The sequence below is a fragment of the Pseudomonas lactucae genome, from assembly GCF_016937615.1.
Classification (GTDB): domain Bacteria; phylum Pseudomonadota; class Gammaproteobacteria; order Pseudomonadales; family Pseudomonadaceae; genus Aquipseudomonas; species Aquipseudomonas lactucae.
Genome location: NZ_JAFHKI010000067.1, coordinates 1 through 18,561, shown reverse-complemented (window position 1 = coordinate 18,561; position 18,561 = coordinate 1). Strand labels below are relative to the sequence as shown.

Annotated in this window: 20 protein-coding genes and 2 pseudogenes; 13 read left to right on the top strand and 9 right to left on the bottom strand. The window is 60.7% G+C overall.

Features of this window, described 5'->3' with window-relative positions; genetic code table 11:
• The 4 genes and pseudogenes from JWR98_RS13705 to lptM form a co-directional block, all read right to left on the bottom strand.
• Positions 1 to 717, bottom strand: a complete 717-nt coding sequence (locus tag JWR98_RS13705; protein ID WP_078735185.1) for a DUF484 family protein — start codon at positions 715 to 717, stop codon at positions 1 to 3.
• A 13-nt stretch (positions 718 to 730) separates the two neighbouring features.
• Positions 731 to 1,560: pseudogene (dapF, locus tag JWR98_RS13700) on the bottom strand (diaminopimelate epimerase).
• 3 nt (positions 1,561 to 1,563) lie between these two features.
• Complete coding sequence (gene lysA, locus JWR98_RS13695) at positions 1,564 to 2,811, bottom strand: diaminopimelate decarboxylase (protein WP_078735184.1); 1,248 nt, start codon at positions 2,809 to 2,811, stop codon at positions 1,564 to 1,566.
• 9 nt (positions 2,812 to 2,820) lie between these two features.
• Complete coding sequence (lptM, locus tag JWR98_RS13690; RefSeq protein WP_003176870.1) at positions 2,821 to 2,991, bottom strand: LPS translocon maturation chaperone LptM; 171 nt, start codon at positions 2,989 to 2,991, stop codon at positions 2,821 to 2,823.
• A gap of 238 nt (positions 2,992 to 3,229) precedes the next feature.
• On the opposite strand from lptM, the gene cyaY reads away from it, so the two are divergent.
• The 3 genes from cyaY (at position 3,230) to rnk (ending at position 4,328) form a co-directional block, all read left to right on the top strand.
• Positions 3,230 to 3,562: an iron donor protein CyaY gene (gene cyaY / locus JWR98_RS13685; RefSeq protein ID WP_078735183.1), complete on the top strand. Its 333-nt coding sequence runs from the start codon at positions 3,230 to 3,232 to the stop codon at positions 3,560 to 3,562.
• Between the two features lie 2 nt (positions 3,563 to 3,564).
• Positions 3,565 to 3,783, top strand: a complete 219-nt coding sequence (locus JWR98_RS13680; protein WP_205490306.1) for a DUF1289 domain-containing protein — start codon at positions 3,565 to 3,567, stop codon at positions 3,781 to 3,783.
• Between the two features lie 131 nt (positions 3,784 to 3,914).
• Positions 3,915 to 4,328 carry a nucleoside diphosphate kinase regulator gene (rnk, locus tag JWR98_RS13675; RefSeq protein ID WP_078735182.1) on the top strand — a complete coding sequence of 138 codons (414 nt, stop codon included), beginning with the start codon at positions 3,915 to 3,917 and terminating at the stop codon, positions 4,326 to 4,328.
• On the opposite strand, the gene JWR98_RS13670 is transcribed toward rnk, so the two are convergent.
• The 3 genes from JWR98_RS13670 to JWR98_RS13660 form a co-directional block, all read right to left on the bottom strand.
• Complete coding sequence (locus JWR98_RS13670) at positions 4,325 to 7,165, bottom strand: class I adenylate cyclase (protein ID WP_205490305.1); 2,841 nt, start codon at positions 7,163 to 7,165, stop codon at positions 4,325 to 4,327. The genes rnk and JWR98_RS13670 overlap by 4 nt on opposite strands.
• Before the next feature lie 167 nt (positions 7,166 to 7,332).
• On the bottom strand, positions 7,333 to 7,587 hold the full coding sequence (locus JWR98_RS13665) for a TIGR02647 family protein (protein WP_003195403.1): 255 nt from the start codon (positions 7,585 to 7,587) through the stop codon (positions 7,333 to 7,335).
• Positions 7,588 to 7,682: 95 nt separating this feature from the next.
• Positions 7,683 to 7,967 (bottom strand): hypothetical protein, encoded by a 285-nt coding sequence (locus JWR98_RS13660; RefSeq protein WP_078735180.1) that lies wholly within the window; start codon positions 7,965 to 7,967, stop codon positions 7,683 to 7,685.
• 125 nt (positions 7,968 to 8,092) lie between these two features.
• Here JWR98_RS13660 and JWR98_RS13655 point away from each other — a divergent pair, with 125 nt between their 5' ends.
• Positions 8,093 to 8,752 (top strand): glutathione S-transferase family protein, encoded by a 660-nt coding sequence (locus JWR98_RS13655; protein WP_078735179.1) that lies wholly within the window; start codon positions 8,093 to 8,095, stop codon positions 8,750 to 8,752.
• Between the two features lie 52 nt (positions 8,753 to 8,804).
• Here the strand turns inward: JWR98_RS13655 and argH are convergent, their stop codons facing one another.
• The gene (gene argH / locus JWR98_RS13650) at positions 8,805 to 10,199 is read right to left on the bottom strand and encodes an argininosuccinate lyase (protein ID WP_078735178.1); all 1,395 of its coding nucleotides are present in this window, start codon (positions 10,197 to 10,199) and stop codon (positions 8,805 to 8,807) included.
• Between the two features lie 502 nt (positions 10,200 to 10,701).
• On the opposite strand from argH, the gene JWR98_RS13645 reads away from it, so the two are divergent.
• From JWR98_RS13645 to JWR98_RS13620, 8 genes and pseudogenes are all read left to right on the top strand, one after another.
• Positions 10,702 to 11,448 (top strand): LytR/AlgR family response regulator transcription factor, encoded by a 747-nt coding sequence (locus JWR98_RS13645; RefSeq protein WP_078735177.1) that lies wholly within the window; start codon positions 10,702 to 10,704, stop codon positions 11,446 to 11,448.
• 137 nt (positions 11,449 to 11,585) lie between these two features.
• Positions 11,586 to 12,187, top strand: a pseudogene (gene hemC, locus JWR98_RS30215) (hydroxymethylbilane synthase).
• Between the two features lie 38 nt (positions 12,188 to 12,225).
• Positions 12,226 to 12,525 carry a hypothetical protein gene (locus JWR98_RS30210; RefSeq protein ID WP_425273184.1) on the top strand — a complete coding sequence of 100 codons (300 nt, stop codon included), beginning with the start codon at positions 12,226 to 12,228 and terminating at the stop codon, positions 12,523 to 12,525.
• Positions 12,522 to 13,280, top strand: a complete 759-nt coding sequence (locus tag JWR98_RS29430; protein ID WP_256858234.1) for a uroporphyrinogen-III synthase — start codon at positions 12,522 to 12,524, stop codon at positions 13,278 to 13,280. Before JWR98_RS30210 ends, JWR98_RS29430 begins: the two co-directional genes overlap by 4 nt.
• Positions 13,281 to 13,298: 18 nt before the next feature.
• The gene (locus tag JWR98_RS29425; RefSeq protein ID WP_256858233.1) at positions 13,299 to 14,414 is read left to right on the top strand and encodes a uroporphyrinogen-III C-methyltransferase; all 1,116 of its coding nucleotides are present in this window, start codon (positions 13,299 to 13,301) and stop codon (positions 14,412 to 14,414) included.
• Between the two features lie 5 nt (positions 14,415 to 14,419).
• Positions 14,420 to 15,661, top strand: a complete 1,242-nt coding sequence (locus tag JWR98_RS13630) for a heme biosynthesis protein HemY (protein WP_205490304.1) — start codon at positions 14,420 to 14,422, stop codon at positions 15,659 to 15,661.
• Positions 15,662 to 15,896: 235 nt separating this feature from the next.
• On the top strand, positions 15,897 to 16,418 hold the full coding sequence (locus JWR98_RS13625; RefSeq protein ID WP_205490303.1) for a disulfide bond formation protein B: 522 nt from the start codon (positions 15,897 to 15,899) through the stop codon (positions 16,416 to 16,418).
• 209 nt (positions 16,419 to 16,627) lie between these two features.
• Complete coding sequence (locus JWR98_RS13620) at positions 16,628 to 17,086, top strand: Rsd/AlgQ family anti-sigma factor (RefSeq protein WP_003176855.1); 459 nt, start codon at positions 16,628 to 16,630, stop codon at positions 17,084 to 17,086.
• A 52-nt stretch (positions 17,087 to 17,138) separates the two neighbouring features.
• Here JWR98_RS13620 and JWR98_RS13615 read toward each other — a convergent pair whose 3' ends face one another.
• Complete coding sequence (locus JWR98_RS13615; RefSeq protein ID WP_078735173.1) at positions 17,139 to 17,816, bottom strand: FKBP-type peptidyl-prolyl cis-trans isomerase; 678 nt, start codon at positions 17,814 to 17,816, stop codon at positions 17,139 to 17,141.
• A 192-nt stretch (positions 17,817 to 18,008) separates the two neighbouring features.
• On the opposite strand from JWR98_RS13615, the gene JWR98_RS13610 reads away from it, so the two are divergent.
• Positions 18,009 to 18,561: AlgP family protein (locus tag JWR98_RS13610; RefSeq protein ID WP_205490302.1), on the top strand; the 553-nt coding region annotated here is incomplete at its 3' end.

Sequence of the window (18,561 nt, the reverse complement as noted above, 5' to 3'; positions counted from 1 at the left end):
CTAGCGCACCGCGCGCAGGGCGGTGGTGAAGCGTGGCAAGACGCGGCCCAGCACTTCGGCGATATAGGTCAGGAACAGGGTGCCCACCGAGCTCTTGTAGTGTTGCGGGTCACGGCTGGCAATGGCCAGTACGCCGTGCAGGCCCTGATAGCTGAGAGCGACCACGGCGGTGGAACCGATCTGTTTGCGCTGTTCGGCGCCAAACAGAAAGTCCAGTTCATGCTCACGCAAGGTGCCGCTGATGGTCTTGCCCTCGGACAATAGGCCGCCAATGGCGGTCTGCGCGTCGCCGCCGCTGACCCAGCGACCCACCGGCATCGGGTTGTCGCTGAACAGGATCAGGCTGACAAACGGCACCTGAAAGTCCTGGCGCAGACTGTCTTCCACGGCGATGACCGTTTCTTCCAGGCTGGTGGCGTCCATCAGGGTCAGAATCAGGCGACGGGTTTTTTCAAACAGGCGGTCGTTGTCGCGGGCAACGTCCATCAGGTGCGAGAGCTTGTGGCGCATTTCAATATTGCGCTCGCGCAGGATCTTCATCTGCCGCTCCACCAGCGACACGGTGTCGCCGCGCTGATGGGGGATACGCAGCGCCGGCAGCAGTTCTTCGTGCTCCACAAAGAAGTCCGGGTTGGCCTCAAGGTACGCCGCGACAGCGGCGGCCTCCAGACTTTCATTTGGGGATGCTTGGGCGGGTACTTGAGGCTTATCGGTCATTGGCTTGGCTCACTCATAGACGGACCTGTCCTTCGTATACACGCGAGGCCGGCCCGGTCATCAGCACCGGGTGGCCAGGGCCTGCCCATTCGATGGACAACCGTCCGCCGGGCAGGTCGATCAGCAGTGGCGAATCCATCCACCCCTGGCTGATCGCGGCCACGGCAGCGGCGCAAGCACCGGTGCCGCAGGCCTGGGTTTCGCCGGCGCCGCGTTCCCATACACGCAATTGCGCGCGGGAACGGTCGATTACCTGCATGAAACCCACATTGACCCGCGCCGGAAAGCGCGGGTGGTGTTCTATCTTCGGCCCCAGTTCATGCACGGGCGCATTGTTGATGTCGTTGACCCGCAGTACCGCGTGGGGGTTGCCCATGGACACGGCGGCGATGTCGACCGACTGACCTTCCACGTCCAGCGCGTAACTGGCGGCCTGTTCGATGGCCTGGAACGGAATATCCGCCGGCACCAGGCGCGGCGCGCCCATGTTGACGCTGATCTGGCCGTCGTTGCGGATGTCCAGTTCGATCACGCCGCTCTTGGTTTCGACGCGAATCTGCCGCTTGGCGGTCAGGCGCTTGTCCAGCACAAAGCGCGCAAAGCAGCGCGCGCCGTTGCCGCACTGCTCCACTTCGGAACCGTCGGAGTTGAAGATCCGGTAACGGAAATCCACCTCCGGGTTGTCGGCGCTTCGACCAGCAGCAATTGGTCAAAACCAACGCCGGTGTGGCGGTCGCCCCACTGTTTGGCGTGTTTGGGCGTGATGTGCGCGTGCTGGCTGACCAGGTCGAGAACCATGAAATCATTGCCCAGCCCGTGCATCTTGGTAAAACGCAGCAGCATGGCTTACTCCGGCAGCAGGCTTTCGCCAGCATACAACTCGGCTACCGTCTCGCGGCGACGCACTTCAAATGCTTGATCACCGTCCACCAGCACCTCGGCGGCACGTCCGCGGGTGTTGTAGTTGGAGCTCATGACAAACCCGTAGGCGCCGGCCGAATGCACGGCCAGCAGGTCGCCTTCTTCCAGGGCCAACTGACGGTCCTTGGCCAGGAAGTCGCCGGTTTCGCAGATCGGGCCGACGATGTCGTAGGCGCGGGCAACGCTTGCGCGAGGCGTCACGGCGGTGACATTCATCCAGGCCTGGTACAGCGCCGGGCGGATCAGGTCGTTCATCGCCGCGTCGACGATGGCGAAATCCTTGTATTCGGTGTGCTTGAGGTACTCGACCTGAGTCAACAGTACGCCGGCGTTGGCGACGATATAACGGCCCGGCTCGAACATCAGCGTCAGGTCGCGGCCTTCGATGCGCTCGCGCACGGCCTGGATATAGTCGGCAATCAACGGCGGCTCTTCGTCGCGATACTGCACGCCCACGCCACCACCGAGGTCGATGTGTTGCAGGTAAATGCCACAGTCGCCGAGGCGGTCGGTCAACGCCAGCAGGCGGTCGAGAGCATCAATGAAGGGCGGCAGGGTGGTCAGTTGCGAGCCGATATGGCAGTCGACACCCAGGACCTCCAGGTTTGGCAGCTGCGCGGCGCGGATGTACACATCTTCGGCGTCGGCAATGGCGATGCCGAACTTGTTCTCTTTGAGACCGGTGGAAATGTACGGGTGGGTGCCCGCATCGACGTCCGGGTTGACGCGCAGGGAGATCGGCGCGCGAACGCCCATCTCGGCGGCCACCACTTGCAGCCGTTCCAGCTCGTCGGTGGACTCGATGTTGAAGCAGTGCACGCCGACTTCGAGGGCGCGACGCATGTCGTCGCGGGTCTTGCCGACGCCGGAGAATACGATCTTGTCAGCCTGGCCGCCAGCGGCCAGCACACGTTCCAGCTCGCCACGGGACACGATGTCGAAACCGGCACCGAGGCGCGCCAGGACATTGAGGACGCCCAGGTTGGAGTTGGCCTTGACCGCGTAGCACACCAGGTGCGGTACGCCATTCAGCGCGTCGGTGAACGAGCGATACTGCGCTTCGATGTGCGCACGGGAGTACACATAGGTCGGGGTGCCAAAGCGCTGGGCAATCGCGGACAGCGCCACGCCTTCCGCGAACAGCTCGCCGTCCCGGTAGTTAAAAGCGTCCATGGAATTCCCTTATTCGAAGGTGTCGTGCTTATGCGCTTTGGTTGGCTTTTGCGACGATTGCGCCTGGTCATTCGGGTCTTTGCTGTCATCGGGTAGATACAGCGGGCCTTTTTGACCACAGGCACTAACGAGGCAAGCGACCGCGACGAGCGCAGCAAGGGAAGAGATCAGGCGCTTCATGGCGAAATCCTTGAATATGCATTAATTGCGCCCGAGTATACCGACCACCCGCCAGCTTGCCTATGCGCTGAAATACCCGTCCGGCGGGGGTTTGCCGAGATGGTCGGGAATCGGACTACGGTGGTTGGCGGTATTTCGTACCGCCAATCGTGATGGAATCGGTATCCTTTGCAATCGGCGAAGCTCGCCCGTATCGTGCGGCGCTTGAGCAAAACCAGACACTTTTGAGGTTGCCACAATGAGTTTGACCGAAGCGCGTTTTCACGACCTGGTGGATACGACCCAGCAGGCGCTGGAAGATATTTTCGACGAGAGTGACCTGGACATCGATCTGGAAAGCTCCGCCGGTGTGCTGACCGTCAAGTTCGAAAACGGCACGCAATTGATCTTCAGCCGCCAGGAACCGTTACGTCAGCTTTGGCTGGCGGCGCGTTCCGGCGGTATCCACTTTGACTACGACGAAGAAAGCGGCAAATGGCAGTGCGACAAGAGCGAAGAGTTGTTGGGTGAAATGCTCACGCGTCTGGTCCAGCAACAAGCCGGCGTCGAGCTGGATTTCGACGAGATTTGATCGTGAACGAGCCTGTACCCATACGCCCGCCCAAGCCGCTGTTCAGCAACGTCAGCCCGGCGGTGCCGTCACCTTGTATCAGTTTGTGTCGCCTGGATGAGCAAAAAGTCTGCCTCGGCTGCTTCCGGCATGTCGAAGACATCCGTGAATGGCGCTCCGCCGACGATGCCCGGCGCCGAGTGATCTGCGCCCAGGCCGAGCAGCGCAGGGCACAGGCCTGAGGCTGTCTTGTTTATTTGTGACGCTGTGGTAGTGTCCGGGTACGCCTCAACTCATCGAGGCCCGTGAGAACCCCGCCTTTTTCTGGCGGGGTTTTGCTTTTTTGTGCAGAAAAAAGGAGTCTGCCTGAATCATGACCACCGCACCGTCCATCATTCTCACCCGTCTTGACGTGCAGCGCCTGGAGCAACTGATCGACCGCCTGGGCGAAGAAACACCGGGCGTCGAAGCATTGCAAGCCGAACTCGACCGCGCCGAAGACGTGGTTGGTCACGATGAGGTACCTGCGGGTGTCGTGACCATGAACTCCAGCGTGCATTGCCGCGAGCAAGGCAGCGGCAAGGATTACCACCTGACTCTGGTTTACCCGAAAGACGCGAACGCCGATGAAGGCAAAATTTCGATCCTGGCGCCAGTGGGCAGCGCGTTGCTCGGCCTGCAAGTGGGCCAGCACATTGACTGGCCGGCACCCGGTGGCAAGACCCTCAAGCTTGAGCTGCTCAGCGTTGAAGGCCAGCCTAAAGACGGCGGCGCCTTCCTTCTCTAAATCTGGCTCAACGCCTCATTGAGCGACAGCTCCAATTCGGCCTTATAACGCAGGTACAGGTTGCTTGGGCTTTGCACATCACCGAGCAGGCCCGACAGGTCAAGGTCGGTGATGTAGCCGCGGTAGCGCTCGGTTTCCCGGCGCTGCCCGATGATCTCCCGGGCGACCACGGCAAAGAGCTGGTCGCCAAATTCCAGTTCGGAAAATTCCCGTTGGTTGCAGTACAGCGTAATGCCCACCTGGCCGGGCGCCGCCTTGCTGATAATCGCCTGCACGTCGTAGAACGGTCTGTTCGTGGGATTTTGCGGTGCCGGTCGAGTTTCGACGCCGCGTGCGCGATTGCTGCCGGACGGTAACAGTTGGTAATACTGGATCTGTACCGCACCCAGGGGCTCTTGCGGGTCCAGCGGCGACAGCGCGTCACGGCGATAAATGATCGATTGCAGGAAGCGCTGCAACGGCGCCAACAGGCTTTGCTCATCATGAAACGGCAGGCGTTGCTGCCAGAGCGCGTTGAACTCATCGAGCACATACAGCTCGGCGAAACCTTCGTTGACCCGGTAGAACACCTGCACGCAATCAGGCATGCCCATAGGCAGCAGCAGTGCCAGGTCGTGGTCTTCCAGGGCCATGGTGTCCAAGTGCAGCGGGCTGTAGCTGGCCAACTCTTCGCTGAGGTAGGCGATCAATGCGTCCTGGGTCGCCAGTGACACATGAGTGGCCTGGCCCGGTATCAATTCCATCACGTGATAATGCTGCTGCACTTGCAGCAGATAGCGGTGGTTGGACTGACCCAGCAGCAGGTGCTGCGCGGTGTCGAAGATTTCTTCCACGCGCTGGGCAATAAACTGCGCACGGTTGTGACAGAAGCAGCGCACCCGCAACCGTGGCAGGTGGTCAGGCGGCAATTGATTGAGGTAATCGCGCAGGCAGTCGAGCAAGGCGTGCGGGCCGTCGTAACGGCTGACCATCACTTCGTTCCAGCTATTGAGCGTGACCTGGTCCAGGGTCAGTACCAGGTTTTCGCGCACGCCGGCGTAACTCAGGGAGTCGGTGCGCTCGGTGGTCATCAGGATGTTCAGGTCACGGTGGTGCTTGAGCGGGTCGACGCCGACGTTGATCAGCAACAGCACTTCCTCGGGCACCGCCGAGCGCAGCAGGCTGACTTCATCGACGCTGGCCAGGGGCAGGGCGATGGTCTGTTGCAGGCTGCCCAGCAGGTTGAACAGCTCGAATTCGGTCATGTCGCTGGTGCCGGGATGCAGGGCCAGGCGTGTGCTGCTGTCGATCACGCCGTTGCGATGGCACCAGGTCAGCATTTCGAGCAGGTCGCGGCTGCGCTTGATCGGCGCGAAGTGCTGCCACTCCAGGGCGGTGAGGCTGCCGTTGTACAGGCCCCAATGGTGCTGACCGGGCTCTTTGCGATTGGGCGATTGCACCAGGGTCAGGGTGTCTTCGGCCAGGTCCGGAGCGATGCCCGGGTTGAGGAACTCGACTTTGCCGGCCTTGCGTTCAAATGCTGCGTACAGACGCCGGCCTAGTACGTTGAGGTCGCGCTTGTTGATCAGGCTCACACTCTGTTCGGCGCGGGCGAACTGGGTCAGGAAGCGATAGCTGTAGTTCAGCTCGGTGACCAGGGCGCGGCGTTCGGAGGCGACCTGGCGCACTTTCCATTGACTGCGGCTGTCCAGCAGGGCCAGTTGACGCGGGTTCCAGCCCCATTCCTGGGCCAGTCGTTCCAACAGCAAACGTTGCCAGCTGCTGGTGCGCTGGCCGGCGCTGAGTTTGCGGTTGACCTTCAGGTACAGCGCCCTGCGCACCAGCTCCAGGCGTTCCGGCTCGTTGCGCGCCTTGAGGTATTCCTCAATGCGGCGGTACACCACGATGTACGGGTCCAGCTCATCCAGGTCCATCTGGTTGGCGAACACTGCCCGTTTGAAGCGCAGACTCAGGCAGTGCACGTTCGGGTGTTCGCTGGCGTAGACCTCGGTCAACAGCAGCTTGAGCACCGACTTGTAGGGCGATTCGATGCCCTTGAACAGTTGCCACAGCCCGGCGCCAATGAATTCGCCTGCGGGGATATGCGCCAAGTGGCCCAGATCGAGGGTTTCATCGGCGCGGATAAACCGCTTGGAAAGCAGCGTATGGGTGAATTCGGCGTAGCGGCGTTCTTCGTACACGGGCACCAACCACCAGATCGGCGTGCGTCCGGCCAGCCAGATGGCGGTGCGGTAGAACTCGTCCAGCAACAGGTAATGCTGGGTGGTGCCGCAGTCGTCGGAACTCAGTTGGGTGTCGCGCTCGCCCAATACAAAGCGCGTCGGCTCGATCAGAAAGAAGTGTGCCTCGGCGCCCATGCTCAGGGCCCAGGCTTCGAGCAATTGGCATTTTTTGCGCAGTTCGGCCAGTTCGTTTTCGCCAAGGTCGGGAGCGTGACACACCCACACGTCCATATCGCTCTGGTCGGCCTGGGCCAGCGTACCGAGGCTGCCCATCAGGAACAGGCCATGGATCGGCCTGGGCTGGTTGCTCGGGCGCGGCTTGTAAGAGAACGAACGGGTCAGGCGCTGGGCTTCGGTGAGGGCCTGGGTGTCGGGTTCGAAGTTGGACAGACCGGCCGGCGTGCTGCCTGACACATAACCTGGCAACAGCGGATGATTGACGTGGAAGAACAGCGGCAGCAGCGTCAGCACGCTTTGCTGGCGCGGCGTCAGCCCCTCGATGGCCCTCGCCATGCGGCCTTCATTGAGAGCCATGAAACGCGCACGCAATTGGGCCAGCACCTTGCGGTCGATGCCTTCGTCCAGGTCGGGGCGGATTTCATGGATGCGGGTCATGTCGAACTCGGCGGCTCGCAGGGCCCGACGTGGGCGGCCGTATAGGAGTTTACAGCCAGTGGCGTAGGAGTTTTAGAGGGAAGTAGCGTTTGATGTAAGAATTTTCCACGCCCACAGCAACGCCCTCGGAATCCGCACCGGGCGGACTCCATGGGCTGTATTCGGTATCAGGCGGCTTCTTTGGTGCTGGCAGTGGTCAGAATGGTCAGCAGGGTTTGGGCCTGCTCCGCAGCGTCCCGGCCAAGGCTGGTGAGGTAGCCTCCGTCCGGCTGGTCGATCAGTCCTTTGGCATGGAGGCGCTTGGCAGCGGCGATGGCAGTGGGAGCAGCGGTCTGGTGGACTTTCAGACCTTCCTTGGTGCTGTCCAGGGGAAAGAGTACAAGGATTTCCAGTTCGGCAACCAACTCAGGGGTATACGACATAAGGACTCCAGACTTTCTAAAATTTATTAGAGGCTAGCAGGCCATAAGGTGAACGCACTTTGCCGAACTGTCCAGTGTGTTGCAGCGTATTGGATTTATTGCTTTTCGGGCGGCAACTCCGGCAGGGCACGCAGGGCCGTTTCATACCATTCGGTATTGAAAGGGCGGTCCTCTTCCAGCAGCGCGTCGATTTCTACCGCGAGCACGTGGGCCATCAGTTGCAGGATCTCTTCACGCTCGTAACCCACCAGTGTCAGCTTGTTGAAGGTGGCCTTGGCCGCTGGCGGGTTGTCGCTTTCAATCTGGTTTTCGATCGCTTCGATCAGCGTGGTTTCGGTGAATTCTTCTTCGTCGTTATCGATATCGGTCAGCTCGCTCATGGCAGGCTCCTTAAGGAAAGGGAGCCAGTCTACCGCCATTCAGCCAGGTGATGCTGCTGGCAAGGGTGGCCCCGGGGGTCTATAACGCTTGCAGCCAACCCCGCACACGGCCTGGAGGCTTTGCGATGCTCAAGCTCTACGGATTTTCAGTCAGTAACTACTACAACATGGTGAAACTGGCGCTGCTGGAGAAAGGATTGCCGTTCGAAGAAGTGCCTTTTTTTGCCGGACAAACCCCTGAAGCCCTGGCAGTAAGCCCGCGCGGCAAGGTGCCGGTGCTGGGCGTGAAGCAGGGGTTTATCAACGAAACCAGCGTGATCCTCGAATACATCGAGCAGACCCAGCAAGGGCCTGCGCTGCTGCCGGCCGACCCGTTCCAGCGCGCCCAGGTGCTGGCGTTGTGCAGGGAAATCGAGCTGTACATCGAGTTGCCCGCCCGTGCGTGTTTCGGCGAGGCATTTTTTGGCATGCAGGTGCCGGAGGCGATCAAGGAAAAATCCAGGACGGAGTTGTTGCTGGGTATCGGTGCGTTAGGTCGGCATGGCAAGTTCGCGCCATTTGTGACGGGCGATAGCTTTACGATTGCGGATCTGTATTTCATGTACAGCTTGAACCTGGCCTGCGGTGTGGGCGAGAAACTGTTCGGGCTGGACCTGTTGGCTGAATTGCCGAAGGCGAAGGCGTTGCTTGGACGTCTGAATGAAATGCCCAACGCTCAGAAAGTGGAGGCCGACAGGCAAGCGGCGATGCCGGGGTTCATGGCGATGGTTGCGGCCAAAAAGTAATCAAGTGTGGGAGGGGGGCAAGTCGAATCGTCGCACCGCCCTCCCACATTTTTCAGCGGCTGGCGAGCAGCGCTTGGCCGCGCACGACCGCGGCCTTCACCTGCGCCGGTGCCGTGCCGCCTACATGGTTACGGGCATTCACGGAGCCTTCCAGGGTCAGCACGGCAAACACATCCTGCTCGATCTGGTCGCTGAACTGGCGCAGCTCTTCCAGGCTCATTTCCGCCAGGTCCTTGCCGGTATCCACGCCGTATTTCACGGCATGGCCGACGATTTCGTGGCAGTCACGGAACGGCAGGCCACGACGCACCAGGTAGTCCGCCAAGTCAGTCGCCGTGGAGAAGCCGCGCAACGCCGCTTCACGCATGATGGCGTGTTTGGGCTTGATCGCCGGGATCATGTCGGCAAAGGCACGCAGCGAGTCGCGCAGGGTATCGGCGGCGTCGAACAGCGGTTCCTTGTCTTCCTGGTTGTCCTTGTTGTAGGCCAGAGGCTGGCCTTTCATCAGGGTCAGCAGGCCCATCAGTGCGCCGAAGACTCGGCCGCTCTTGCCACGTACCAGTTCCGGCACGTCGGGGTTTTTCTTTTGCGGCATGATCGAGCTGCCGGTGCAGAAGCGGTCCGGCAGGTCGATGAACTGGAATTGCGCGCTGGTCCACAGCACCAGCTCTTCGGAGAAGCGCGACAGGTGCATCATCGCGATGCTGGCGGCGGCGCAGAATTCGATGGCGAAGTCACGGTCCGACACGCCATCCAGCGAGTTGCCACCGACGGCATCGAAACCCAGCAGTTGTGCGGTGTACTCACGATCGATCGGGTAGGTCGTGCCGGCCAGTGCCGCGCTGCCCAGCGGCATGCGGTTGGCGCGCTTGCGGCAGTCCACCAGGCGCTCGTAATCGCGGCTGAGCATTTCGAACCAGGCCAGCAGGTGGTGGCCGAACGTCACAGGTTGTGCGGTCTGCAGGTGCGTGAAGCCGGGCATGATGGTGTCCGCTTCACGCTCGGCCTGCTCCAGCAGGCCTTGCTGCAGGCGGGTGATTTCGACCAGGATCAGGTCGATTTCATCGCGCAGCCACAGACGGATATCGGTGGCCACCTGATCGTTACGACTGCGACCGGTGTGCAGCTTCTTGCCGGTCACACCGATGCGGTCGGTGAGGCGGGCCTCGATATTCATGTGCACGTCTTCCAGGTCGACGCGCCAGTCGAACGTACCGGCTTCGATCTCACCGCGGATGGTGGTCAGGCCGTCGATGATGGCGTCGCGCTCGGCGTCGGTCAGCACGCCGACTTTGGCCAGCATCGTGGCGTGGGCTATAGAGCCCATGATGTCATGGCGGTACAGGCGCTGGTCGAAGGTGACGGAGGCGGTGAAGCGGGCGACGAAGGCGTCGACGGGTTCACTGAAGCGGCCGCCCCAGGACTGGTTGGTCTTGTCGGTGCTCATGGGTTCGCTCGTGGTCTGCTTAATAGAGAGGCATGGAAGTGTGTCGGCGATAATAACAGGGTTGCCCGTGGACGCGGTGCTGCGGGTTGGCGGCATTTTTATTTGTGCAAAGGATGGCTAAGTGCCTTGCCGTCGAACGCGTCCGGGACGAGACTGGAGGCAGGGACTAATTGAAACGATATTTGACGATTGAGCAATATCGTCGCAGTGAGCGTCTACAGTTGGACTGATAGTGTGTGAATGCACCAAAGTCAGGTCGTGCGGTCAGAACCTGACTATCCATTGAAAAGGGGGTATTCGGATTGTGTATCAGCAAACCTTACGACGATGCCCGACGGCAGCAGGTCTTGGGCGCTATTGAACAGGTCCGGGTAAATTTGGGTGCCGCTGTCAGGGCACTTTTTGCCGCTCGCGCTAGTCTTAGCGTGGATCGCTGTGACGCAAGTCACCGCACCTGTCTACGCTATCCTTGTGCGAGACTCACGCAGGAATCCAGCGCAATATGAATGTCCTGATCGTTGATGACGAACCCCAAGCCCGCGAGCGACTGAGCCGTTTGGTCAGTGAGCTTGAGGGTTATACAGTCCTTGAACCGAGCGCTACCAACGGCGAGGAGGCATTGACGCTGATCGACAGCCTCAAGCCGGATGTGGTGCTGCTCGATATCCGCATGCCGGGCTTCGATGGGCTGCAGGTTGCCGCCCGCTTGAGTGAGCGCGAATCGCCACCTGCAGTGGTGTTGTGCGCCGCTCAGGACGAATTCGACGCGCAAACGCTTGAAGCCAGCGGCGTCAGTTTTGTGGTCAAGCCGGTGACTGCCGAAGCCTTGCTCAAGGCCTTTAAAAAAGCCGAGCGCCCCAACCGCGCCCAGCTTGCCGCCTTGACCCAGCCGGCCGCCCAAAGCGGGAACGGGCCGCGTAGCCATATCAGCGCACGTACCCGCAAAGGCATTGAGCTGATTCCGCTGAACCAGGTGGTCTACTTTATCGCGGATCACAAATACGTGACCTTGCGCCACGAGGCCGGTGAAGTACTGCTTGATGAGCCGCTCAAGGCCCTTGAGGATGAGTTTGGCGACCGCTTCGTGCGTATTCACCGCAATGCGCTTGTGGCCCGCGAGCGCATCGAGCGTCTGCAGCGTACGCCTCTGGGCCACTTTCAACTGTTTCTCAAAGGGCTTAACGGCGATGCGCTGATTGTGAGCCGACGACACGTTGCCGGCGTACGCAAGATGATGCAGCAGCTTTAGCCTCACGCCTGTGACACAGCCTGCAGCCCTTTTCCGGTGCAAGGTGGCCAGGGAGGCCCCGCACTTGCTGATTCAAATCAAGGCGTATTTGCCTGAGCTGTTATTATCTGCCGTATCTATTCAGTACGGATTGATCCATGTCCTCTCGCGAAATTCGCATCGCCACCCGTAAAAGTGCACTTGCCTTGTGGCAGGCCGAATATGTCAAAGCGCGCCTTGAACTGGCCCATCCGGGCCTCAAGGTGTCCCTGGTGCCCATGGTCAGTCGCGGCGACAAGCTGCTTGATTCGCCACTGTCGAAGATCGGCGGCAAGGGCCTTTTCGTCAAGGAGCTGGAAACCGCGCTGCTGGAAAACGAAGCCGACATCGCCGTGCATTCGATGAAAGACGTGCCCATGGACTTCCCGGAGGGGCTCGGGCTGTTTTGTATCTGCGAGCGCGAAGACCCACGCGACGCCTTTGTTTCCAACACCTACACGTCTCTGGATGAATTGCCTCCGGGCAGCGTCGTCGGCACGTCGAGCCTGCGTCGCCAGGCCCAGTTGTTGACGCGTCGCCCGACCTGCAGATCCGCTTTTTGCGCGGGAACGTCAACACCCGCCTGGCCAAGCTGGATGCCGGCGAATATGACGCGATCATCCTCGCTGCCGCCGGTTTGATCCGACTGGGGTTCGAAGACCGCATCACCTCGGCCATCAGCGTCGAAGACAGTCTGCCCGCTGGCGGCCAAGCGCGGTAGGTATCGAATGCCGCACCGCCGACAGTGAAATCCACGCGTTGCTCAAGCCGCTTGATCATCACGATACCGAGGTGCGCGTCACCGCCGAGCGCGCGTTGAACAAACACCTCAATGGCGGCTGCCAAGTGCCGATCGCCTGTTACGCCGTGCTCGAAGGCGACAACATCTGGTTGCGTGGCTTGGTGGGCGACCCCGATGGTGGCACCCTGTTGACCGCCCAAGCGCGCGGCCCGCAGGCTGACGCGACGGCCTTGGGCATCCAGGTGGCGGAGGAGTTGCTGGAGAAAGGCGCGGGCGCCATTTTGCAAAAAGTCTACGGCGAGGCAGGTCCGCAGTGACCGACTGGCGAGTGCTGCTGACCCGGCCGGCGCAGGAGTCCAAGGCCCTGGCGGCGTCGTTGTCCGAAGCCGGAATTTTCAGTAGCAGCTTGCCGTTGCTGGACATTGAGCCCTTGCCGGTAACGCCTGAGCAACAGGCGGTGTTTCATGATCTGAGGCGTTATTGCGCGGTCATCGTGGTCAGCAAACCGGCTGCGCGCCTTGCCTTGCAGCAGTTGGATCGGCACTGGCCACGACTGCCCTGGTTCAGCGTGGGCGCGGCGACGGCGCAGGTGCTGGTCGATCATGGCCTGAACGTTCACTTCCCCGAAACCGGCGATGACAGCGAGGCGTTGCTTCAATTACCTGCGTTGCGCGAGGCTGTCGCTCGCCACGATGCCCGGGTGTTGATCCTGCGGGGCGAGGGCGGGCGCGAGCTGCTGGCTGAGCGTTTGCGCGAGAGAGGTGCTAGTGTCGACTACCTGGAGTTGTACCGCCGTTTTCTTCCGGCCTATGACGCTGGGGTACTGATCCGGCGCATCCAGTTGGAACGCTTGAACGGCGTGGTGGTCAGCAGTGGGCAGGGTTTTGTGCACCTGCAGGCCCTGGCCGGAGTTGATTGGCCACAGGTGGCGAAGCTGCCGTTATTCGTGCCCAGCCCGCGCGTCGCCGAGATGGCGCGGGCTGCCGGCGCAGAAAAAGTTGTGGATTGTCGCGGCGCGAGTGCCGCGGCTTTGTTAGTGGCGATAGGGAGCTATCCCGGTCCCACTCTCTGATACGCAAAGGACGGATACGTGAGCGAAACAGCCTTGCCCAAAGATGAAACCCAACCCGCACTTGATGCGCCGGTTGAGTCACCGGTCACCGCGCCGCGCCGTGGCAATGGCCTGGCAGTTGTCGCCCTGCTGTTAGGGGCTGCCGGTGTCGCCGCCGGCGGTTGGGGGATCTGGCAGGTCCGTGCCCTGCAAGCCAGCAGCCAGCAACAGCTGGGCCAGGTGCAGACCCTGGATGACCAGTCCCAAACCCTCAAGCAGAGCCAGCAACAGCTCGCCGCGCGCCTGGCGCAGTTGCCTGGCGCAGACGAGTTGGAAGAGCGCCGACGCCTGGTTGCCCAGTTGCAGGGCGATCAACAGCGGTTGAGCCAGCGTCTGGAAACCGTGCTGGGCGCCAGCCGCCAGGACTGGCGCCTGGCTGAAGCCGAGCACTTGATTCGCCTGGCGAGCTTGCGCCTGTCTGCCTTGCAGGATATCAACAGCGCGCAGGCGCTGGTCCAAGGCGCCGATGAGATTCTTCGCGAGCAGAGCGATCCGGGTTCCTATGCCGCCCGTGAACAGCTGGCCAAGAGCCTGGCTTCACTGCGCAGCACCGAACAGCCGGATCGCACCGGGCTGTATCTGCAACTGGCCGCCCTGCGCGATCAGGTGGTGCAACTGGCGGCAATTGCGCCTGAATATCAACTGACCGAGCCTGTGTCCGAGGGACGCCCGACCACCGATACCGACAGCCGCTGGCGTGAGTGGTGGGAACAGATCTCGCGTTACTTCCGCATCGACTTCAACCCGGACGATAACATCCGTCCGTTGCTGGCCGGGCAAGGCCTGAACCAGGTACGCCTGGCCCTCAGCCTGGCCCTGGAACAAGCGCAATGGGCGGCGCTCAATGGCGAGTCGGCGGTGTATAGCCGCTCGTTGGGCGAGGCGCGCAGCGTCTTGCAGGACAATTTCAACCAGGACAACCCACAGAGCAAGGCGATGCTGGCGCGTATCGCCGAGCTTGAGCCCAAAGCCGTCTCGGTGGTCACGCCAGACCTGGCCGCCAGCCTGGCCGCGGTACAGGCGTACCTTGAACGTCGTCATCTGTCTGCCGCCGAAGCCAAGGCTTCGGCTGGCAAGCCGGCGACCCAGGAGTAGAGCCGATGAAGCGTTTCTATGTGATCCTGGTGCTGGCGATCGCAATCGCCCTGGCACTTGCTGTGGGCATTTCGAAACACACCGGCTATGTGCTGATTACCTACCCTCATGTGCTGCATTATGAGTCGAGCCTGTGGGCCACCTTGGTGGCGGTGTTTGCCATCGGCCTCGCGATCTACGTGATACGCCTGTTGCTGAGCCTGGTCACTACCTCGGGCGGTGTGGTAAACCCCTGGTCGCGACGTAACCGCAGTCGTCGTGTGCAGATCGCCATCGAGCAGGGCCAGATGGACCTCGCCGAAGGCCGCTGGGCCAGTGCCGAGCGCCACCTGCACCGCGCCGCCGAAGCCGAGCGCCAGCCGTTGCTGTACTACCTTGGCGCCGCGCGGGCGGCGAATGAGCAGGGGCGTTACGAAGAGTCGGACGGTTTGCTGGAGCGCGCCCTGGAGCGTCAGCCACAGGCCGAGCTGGCGGTTGCCTTGAGCCATGCGCAATTGCAGTTGGACCGTGGCGACACTGACGGTGCGCTGGTCACCCTGCAGGCCATGCACGAGCGCCATCCCCACAACGCCCAGCTATTGCGCCAATTGCAGCGTCTGCATCAGCAGCGGGGCGACTGGTCATCGGTGATCCGCCTGCTGCCGGAACTGCGCAAGGACAAGGTGCTGCCTGCCGGTGAGCTGGCGGAGCTGGAGCGTCGCGCCTGGGGTGAAAACCTGAGCCTGGCGGCCCAGCGCGAAGAGCAGGGCGAAGCCGGTCTGCAATCCCTTGAGCGGGCCTGGCAGCAACTCACCTCCGCTCAGCGCCAGGAACCGCAATTGGTTCTGGCCTATGCCGAACAACTGCGTCAATTGGGCGCTGACGCCAAGGCCGAGGAGGCATTGCGCGGTGCGCTCAAGCGCAGCTATGACAGCCACCTGATTCGCCTTTACGGCTTGCTGCGAGGCAGTGATCCGACGCGTCAGTTGAAGTTTGCCGAAGGCTGGCTCAAGGACCATCCGGGCGATGCGAGCCTGTTGCTGACATTGGGCCGCCTGTGCCTGCAAAACAGTCTGTGGGGGAAGGCGCGGGATTATCTGGAGAGCAGCCTGCAGGTTCAGCGCAACCCGGAAGCCTGTGCCGAGCTGGCGCGCCTGTTGGCGCAGTTGGGTGATACCGAGCGCAGCAACCAGCTGTTCCAGGAGGGTCTGGGGCTGCTGGACAACCGCTTGCTGGCGTCGCCATTGCCGGTCCCCGCGCGAGCCTGATGTAGGAAAGAGGTGGCGGGATGGCTCGGGCGTGTCGCAGAGCCATCCCTTTAATGCCCCATTTAAGGCGGGCAAGCCTCTAGCAGGCAAAGTCCTACCACTAAATGCACAAAATCATCCAGGTTCTGACGGCATATCCCTAGGCTCTCGCGGAATTGTCTGCTCTGGCGCGTATTGAAAGCAGTCAGGCCTTTCCTCTACCGTAACGACCTATCTTTTGCGGTACGGATAAACAATGTCTTTGGCCCCTTTACGCTCCTTGTTTCTCCTGGCGTTCCTGGCTGGTGCGCTGACATTGGGCGCGTCTTTCTATCTTGAATACGGCGCGCTGCTGCGTCCCTGTTTCCTGTGCCAAATACAACGTGTGTTCCTGGCGGTCTTTACCCTGATCAATCTGGTCGCGGCCATTCATAACCCCAGGCGTTTCGGCATCTACCTTTACGGTGGGGCGAGCATGGCTTGCGCGTTGCTCGGCGCGATTACCGCCGTACGCCAAGTGCTGCTGCAAAATGCCGCACTCGATCAACCCGCCGATTGTTGGCCCAGCGTGCACTATATGATTGAAAGCCTGTCGCTGTGGCAGGCATTGCAGGCAACGGTCAAGGGCACTGTTGACTGTGTGGAAATCAACTGGACGCTGTTTGACCTCAGCCTTCCCGAGTGGAGCCTGCTGTTTTTCGTGGGGATGTTGATCCTGGGCAGTATGCAGTTCTCGCGGCTGTTGATTAGCCGGCATTTGCGCCCGGCAAGGCAGTGAAACCGGCTTGTGGTTTGTAGGACGGGATTAAACACTTGTATGAACTTTCTCTCCTGCGTACCTTGAAGCCATAGTCGTGCGGGCATAATCTGGCCCGCATGCGTTATTTGAACCGGTTGTAAGATGCGGCCTTGTCCCGCTGCTGCTTTATCCTTGAAGTGTTGCGCGGGCATCAGGCGGCAGCGCCCCAATAGGGAAGAGAGATCATCATGCTGGAAAGTTGTCAGAATGCTCAGGAACGTTGGGGTGGGGTGCACAAGCTGATCGACAGCTGGTTGAAGGCACGTCATGAACTGGTTCGGGCCTTTGATGCGCTTGGCGCCAAGCCCGAGACATTGGCTGAAGATCGCGAAACGCTGCAGGATTTTTGCGCTGTTCTGGTGGACTACGTGTCGGCTGGCCATTTTGGCGTCTACGAACAACTGACCAAGGAGGCGGAAGCTTTCGATGATCAGCGTGGTCTGGACTTGGCCGAGACCCTTTACCCGCGCATCGATGCCATCACCGAGAAACTGCTGGCGTTCACCGATCTGTGTGATGCCGGCAAGTGTGTTGCCGAAAAATTCAAAGAGTTGGGCGCGCTGCTTCACGAGCGTTTCGAACTGGAAGATTGCCTGATCGAAGTGCTGCACAACGCTCACAAAGAAGAGTCTGCCGCTCAGGCTTGAACCCTGGTGGCGAGGAAAAAACGGTGCGCATGTCGCACCGTTTTTTATTGGGTCAGGGGCGAGTGCCGAGCAATTCGATCTCGAATACCAATGGCGTATAAGGCGCAATCAGCTCACCCGCACCCTCGGCGCCATAGGCCTGGGCCGATGGAATGACCAGGCGCCATTTTGCTCCCACCGGCATCTGCTGCAACGCGCTGCTCCAGCCGCTGATCACACTGTCCAGGCGAAACCACTGCGGCTGTGTGCTCTGATCGAACACAGTGCCATCGGGCAATCGACCTACGTATTTCACCTGCACCTGATCGCGGGCTGTCGGCTTGTTACCGGTGCCGGGGGTGAGCTCGGTGAGCAGGATGCCGTCCGCCAATTCGCGCACACCCGTTGACGATTTTTCCTGGGTTAAAAATTGCTGTTCAGCCGCCAGTGCTTTTTCGCTTTGCGGCGCCTTCGCGTCGGATTCATTTTGTGCCTCGTGCTCGGCAAGAATCTGTTCGATGCGTGCGTTGTCCAGCGCCAGTGGCTTGCCTTGATAGGCTTGCTTGAGTCCGTCGATCAGGGCCTGGATCTGCAGGTCGGGGACTTCCTGGCGCAGCCGTTCACCGAGGCTGGCGCCGAGGCTGTAGGCGAGGTCATGCTGGTCTTGGACGGTGGTTTTTGGCGGCGATTGTTCGCTCGCATTGGCCACTGAAATCGCCAAGCCAAGCACAAGAAAAAGGTAACGCGACATAGGCATTCTCCCGCCGAAAGTGCGACGGATTATGCCAGTGTGAAGCGGTAAAAAGTGCCGCGTATTTTTGTTATATGAATAAGAATTTTCACAGGGTGCAACGCAACGCAAACGATACTGTCAACATGGCCTAGCGGCGGTAAGAGCAGAGGGCTAGTATGAGCCGCACCCACGTCAGCCAGGAGGTAAACCATGTCGGCCAAACAGAAGCCTGTTAATACCCCGTTGCACTTACTCCAACAACTGTCGAGCAGCCTGCTCGAACATCTGGAAAGCGCCTGTTCCCAAGCGTTGGCCGATGCAGAAAAACTGCTCGCCAAGCTGGAAAAACAGCGCGGTAAAGCGCAAGAAAAGCTGCACAAGTCGCGCATCAAACTGCAAGACGCCGCCACTGCCGGCAAGGCCAAGGCACAAGCCAAGGCCAAAGACGCTGTCAAAGAACTTGAGGACTTGCTCGACGCCCTCAAGGATCGCCAAGCTGAAACTCGCGCCTACATTTCCCAACTGAAAAAAGATGCCCAGGAAAGCCTGAAACTGGCCCAGGGCGTTGGCCGTGTAAAAGAAGCTGTAGCGAAAGTGCTGGGTGCGCGTACGCCTGCAAAAGCGGTTGCGGCGAGCGCTGCGAAAAAGCCAGCTGCCAAACCGGCCGCGAAGCCAGTTGCTAAAACGGCTGCCGCCAAACCAGCTGTCAAAGCCGCTGCTGCGAAACCAGCCGCGAAGCCAGGTGCCAAAACTGCTGCTACGA

What these genes read in the sequence shown, in the direction of transcription:
- JWR98_RS13705 (WP_078735185.1), bottom strand. Translation starts at nt 717, where the DNA reads ATGACCGATAAGCCTCAAGTACCCGCCCAAGCATCCCCAAATGAAAGT.
- lysA (WP_078735184.1), bottom strand. Translation starts at nt 2,811, where the DNA reads ATGGACGCTTTTAACTACCGGGACGGCGAGCTGTTCGCGGAAGGCGTG.
- lptM (WP_003176870.1), bottom strand. Translation starts at nt 2,991, where the DNA reads ATGAAGCGCCTGATCTCTTCCCTTGCTGCGCTCGTCGCGGTCGCTTGC.
- cyaY (WP_078735183.1), top strand. Translation starts at nt 3,230, where the DNA reads ATGAGTTTGACCGAAGCGCGTTTTCACGACCTGGTGGATACGACCCAG.
- rnk (WP_078735182.1), top strand. Translation starts at nt 3,915, where the DNA reads ATGACCACCGCACCGTCCATCATTCTCACCCGTCTTGACGTGCAGCGC.
- JWR98_RS13670 (WP_205490305.1), bottom strand. Translation starts at nt 7,165, where the DNA reads ATGACCCGCATCCATGAAATCCGCCCCGACCTGGACGAAGGCATCGAC.
- JWR98_RS13665 (WP_003195403.1), bottom strand. Translation starts at nt 7,587, where the DNA reads ATGTCGTATACCCCTGAGTTGGTTGCCGAACTGGAAATCCTTGTACTC.
- JWR98_RS13660 (WP_078735180.1), bottom strand. Translation starts at nt 7,967, where the DNA reads ATGAGCGAGCTGACCGATATCGATAACGACGAAGAAGAATTCACCGAA.
- JWR98_RS13655 (WP_078735179.1), top strand. Translation starts at nt 8,093, where the DNA reads ATGCTCAAGCTCTACGGATTTTCAGTCAGTAACTACTACAACATGGTG.
- argH (WP_078735178.1), bottom strand. Translation starts at nt 10,199, where the DNA reads ATGAGCACCGACAAGACCAACCAGTCCTGGGGCGGCCGCTTCAGTGAA.
- JWR98_RS13645 (WP_078735177.1), top strand. Translation starts at nt 10,702, where the DNA reads ATGAATGTCCTGATCGTTGATGACGAACCCCAAGCCCGCGAGCGACTG.
- JWR98_RS13630 (WP_205490304.1), top strand. Translation starts at nt 14,420, where the DNA reads ATGAAGCGTTTCTATGTGATCCTGGTGCTGGCGATCGCAATCGCCCTG.
- JWR98_RS13625 (WP_205490303.1), top strand. Translation starts at nt 15,897, where the DNA reads ATGTCTTTGGCCCCTTTACGCTCCTTGTTTCTCCTGGCGTTCCTGGCT.
- JWR98_RS13620 (WP_003176855.1), top strand. Translation starts at nt 16,628, where the DNA reads ATGCTGGAAAGTTGTCAGAATGCTCAGGAACGTTGGGGTGGGGTGCAC.
- JWR98_RS13615 (WP_078735173.1), bottom strand. Translation starts at nt 17,816, where the DNA reads ATGTCGCGTTACCTTTTTCTTGTGCTTGGCTTGGCGATTTCAGTGGCC.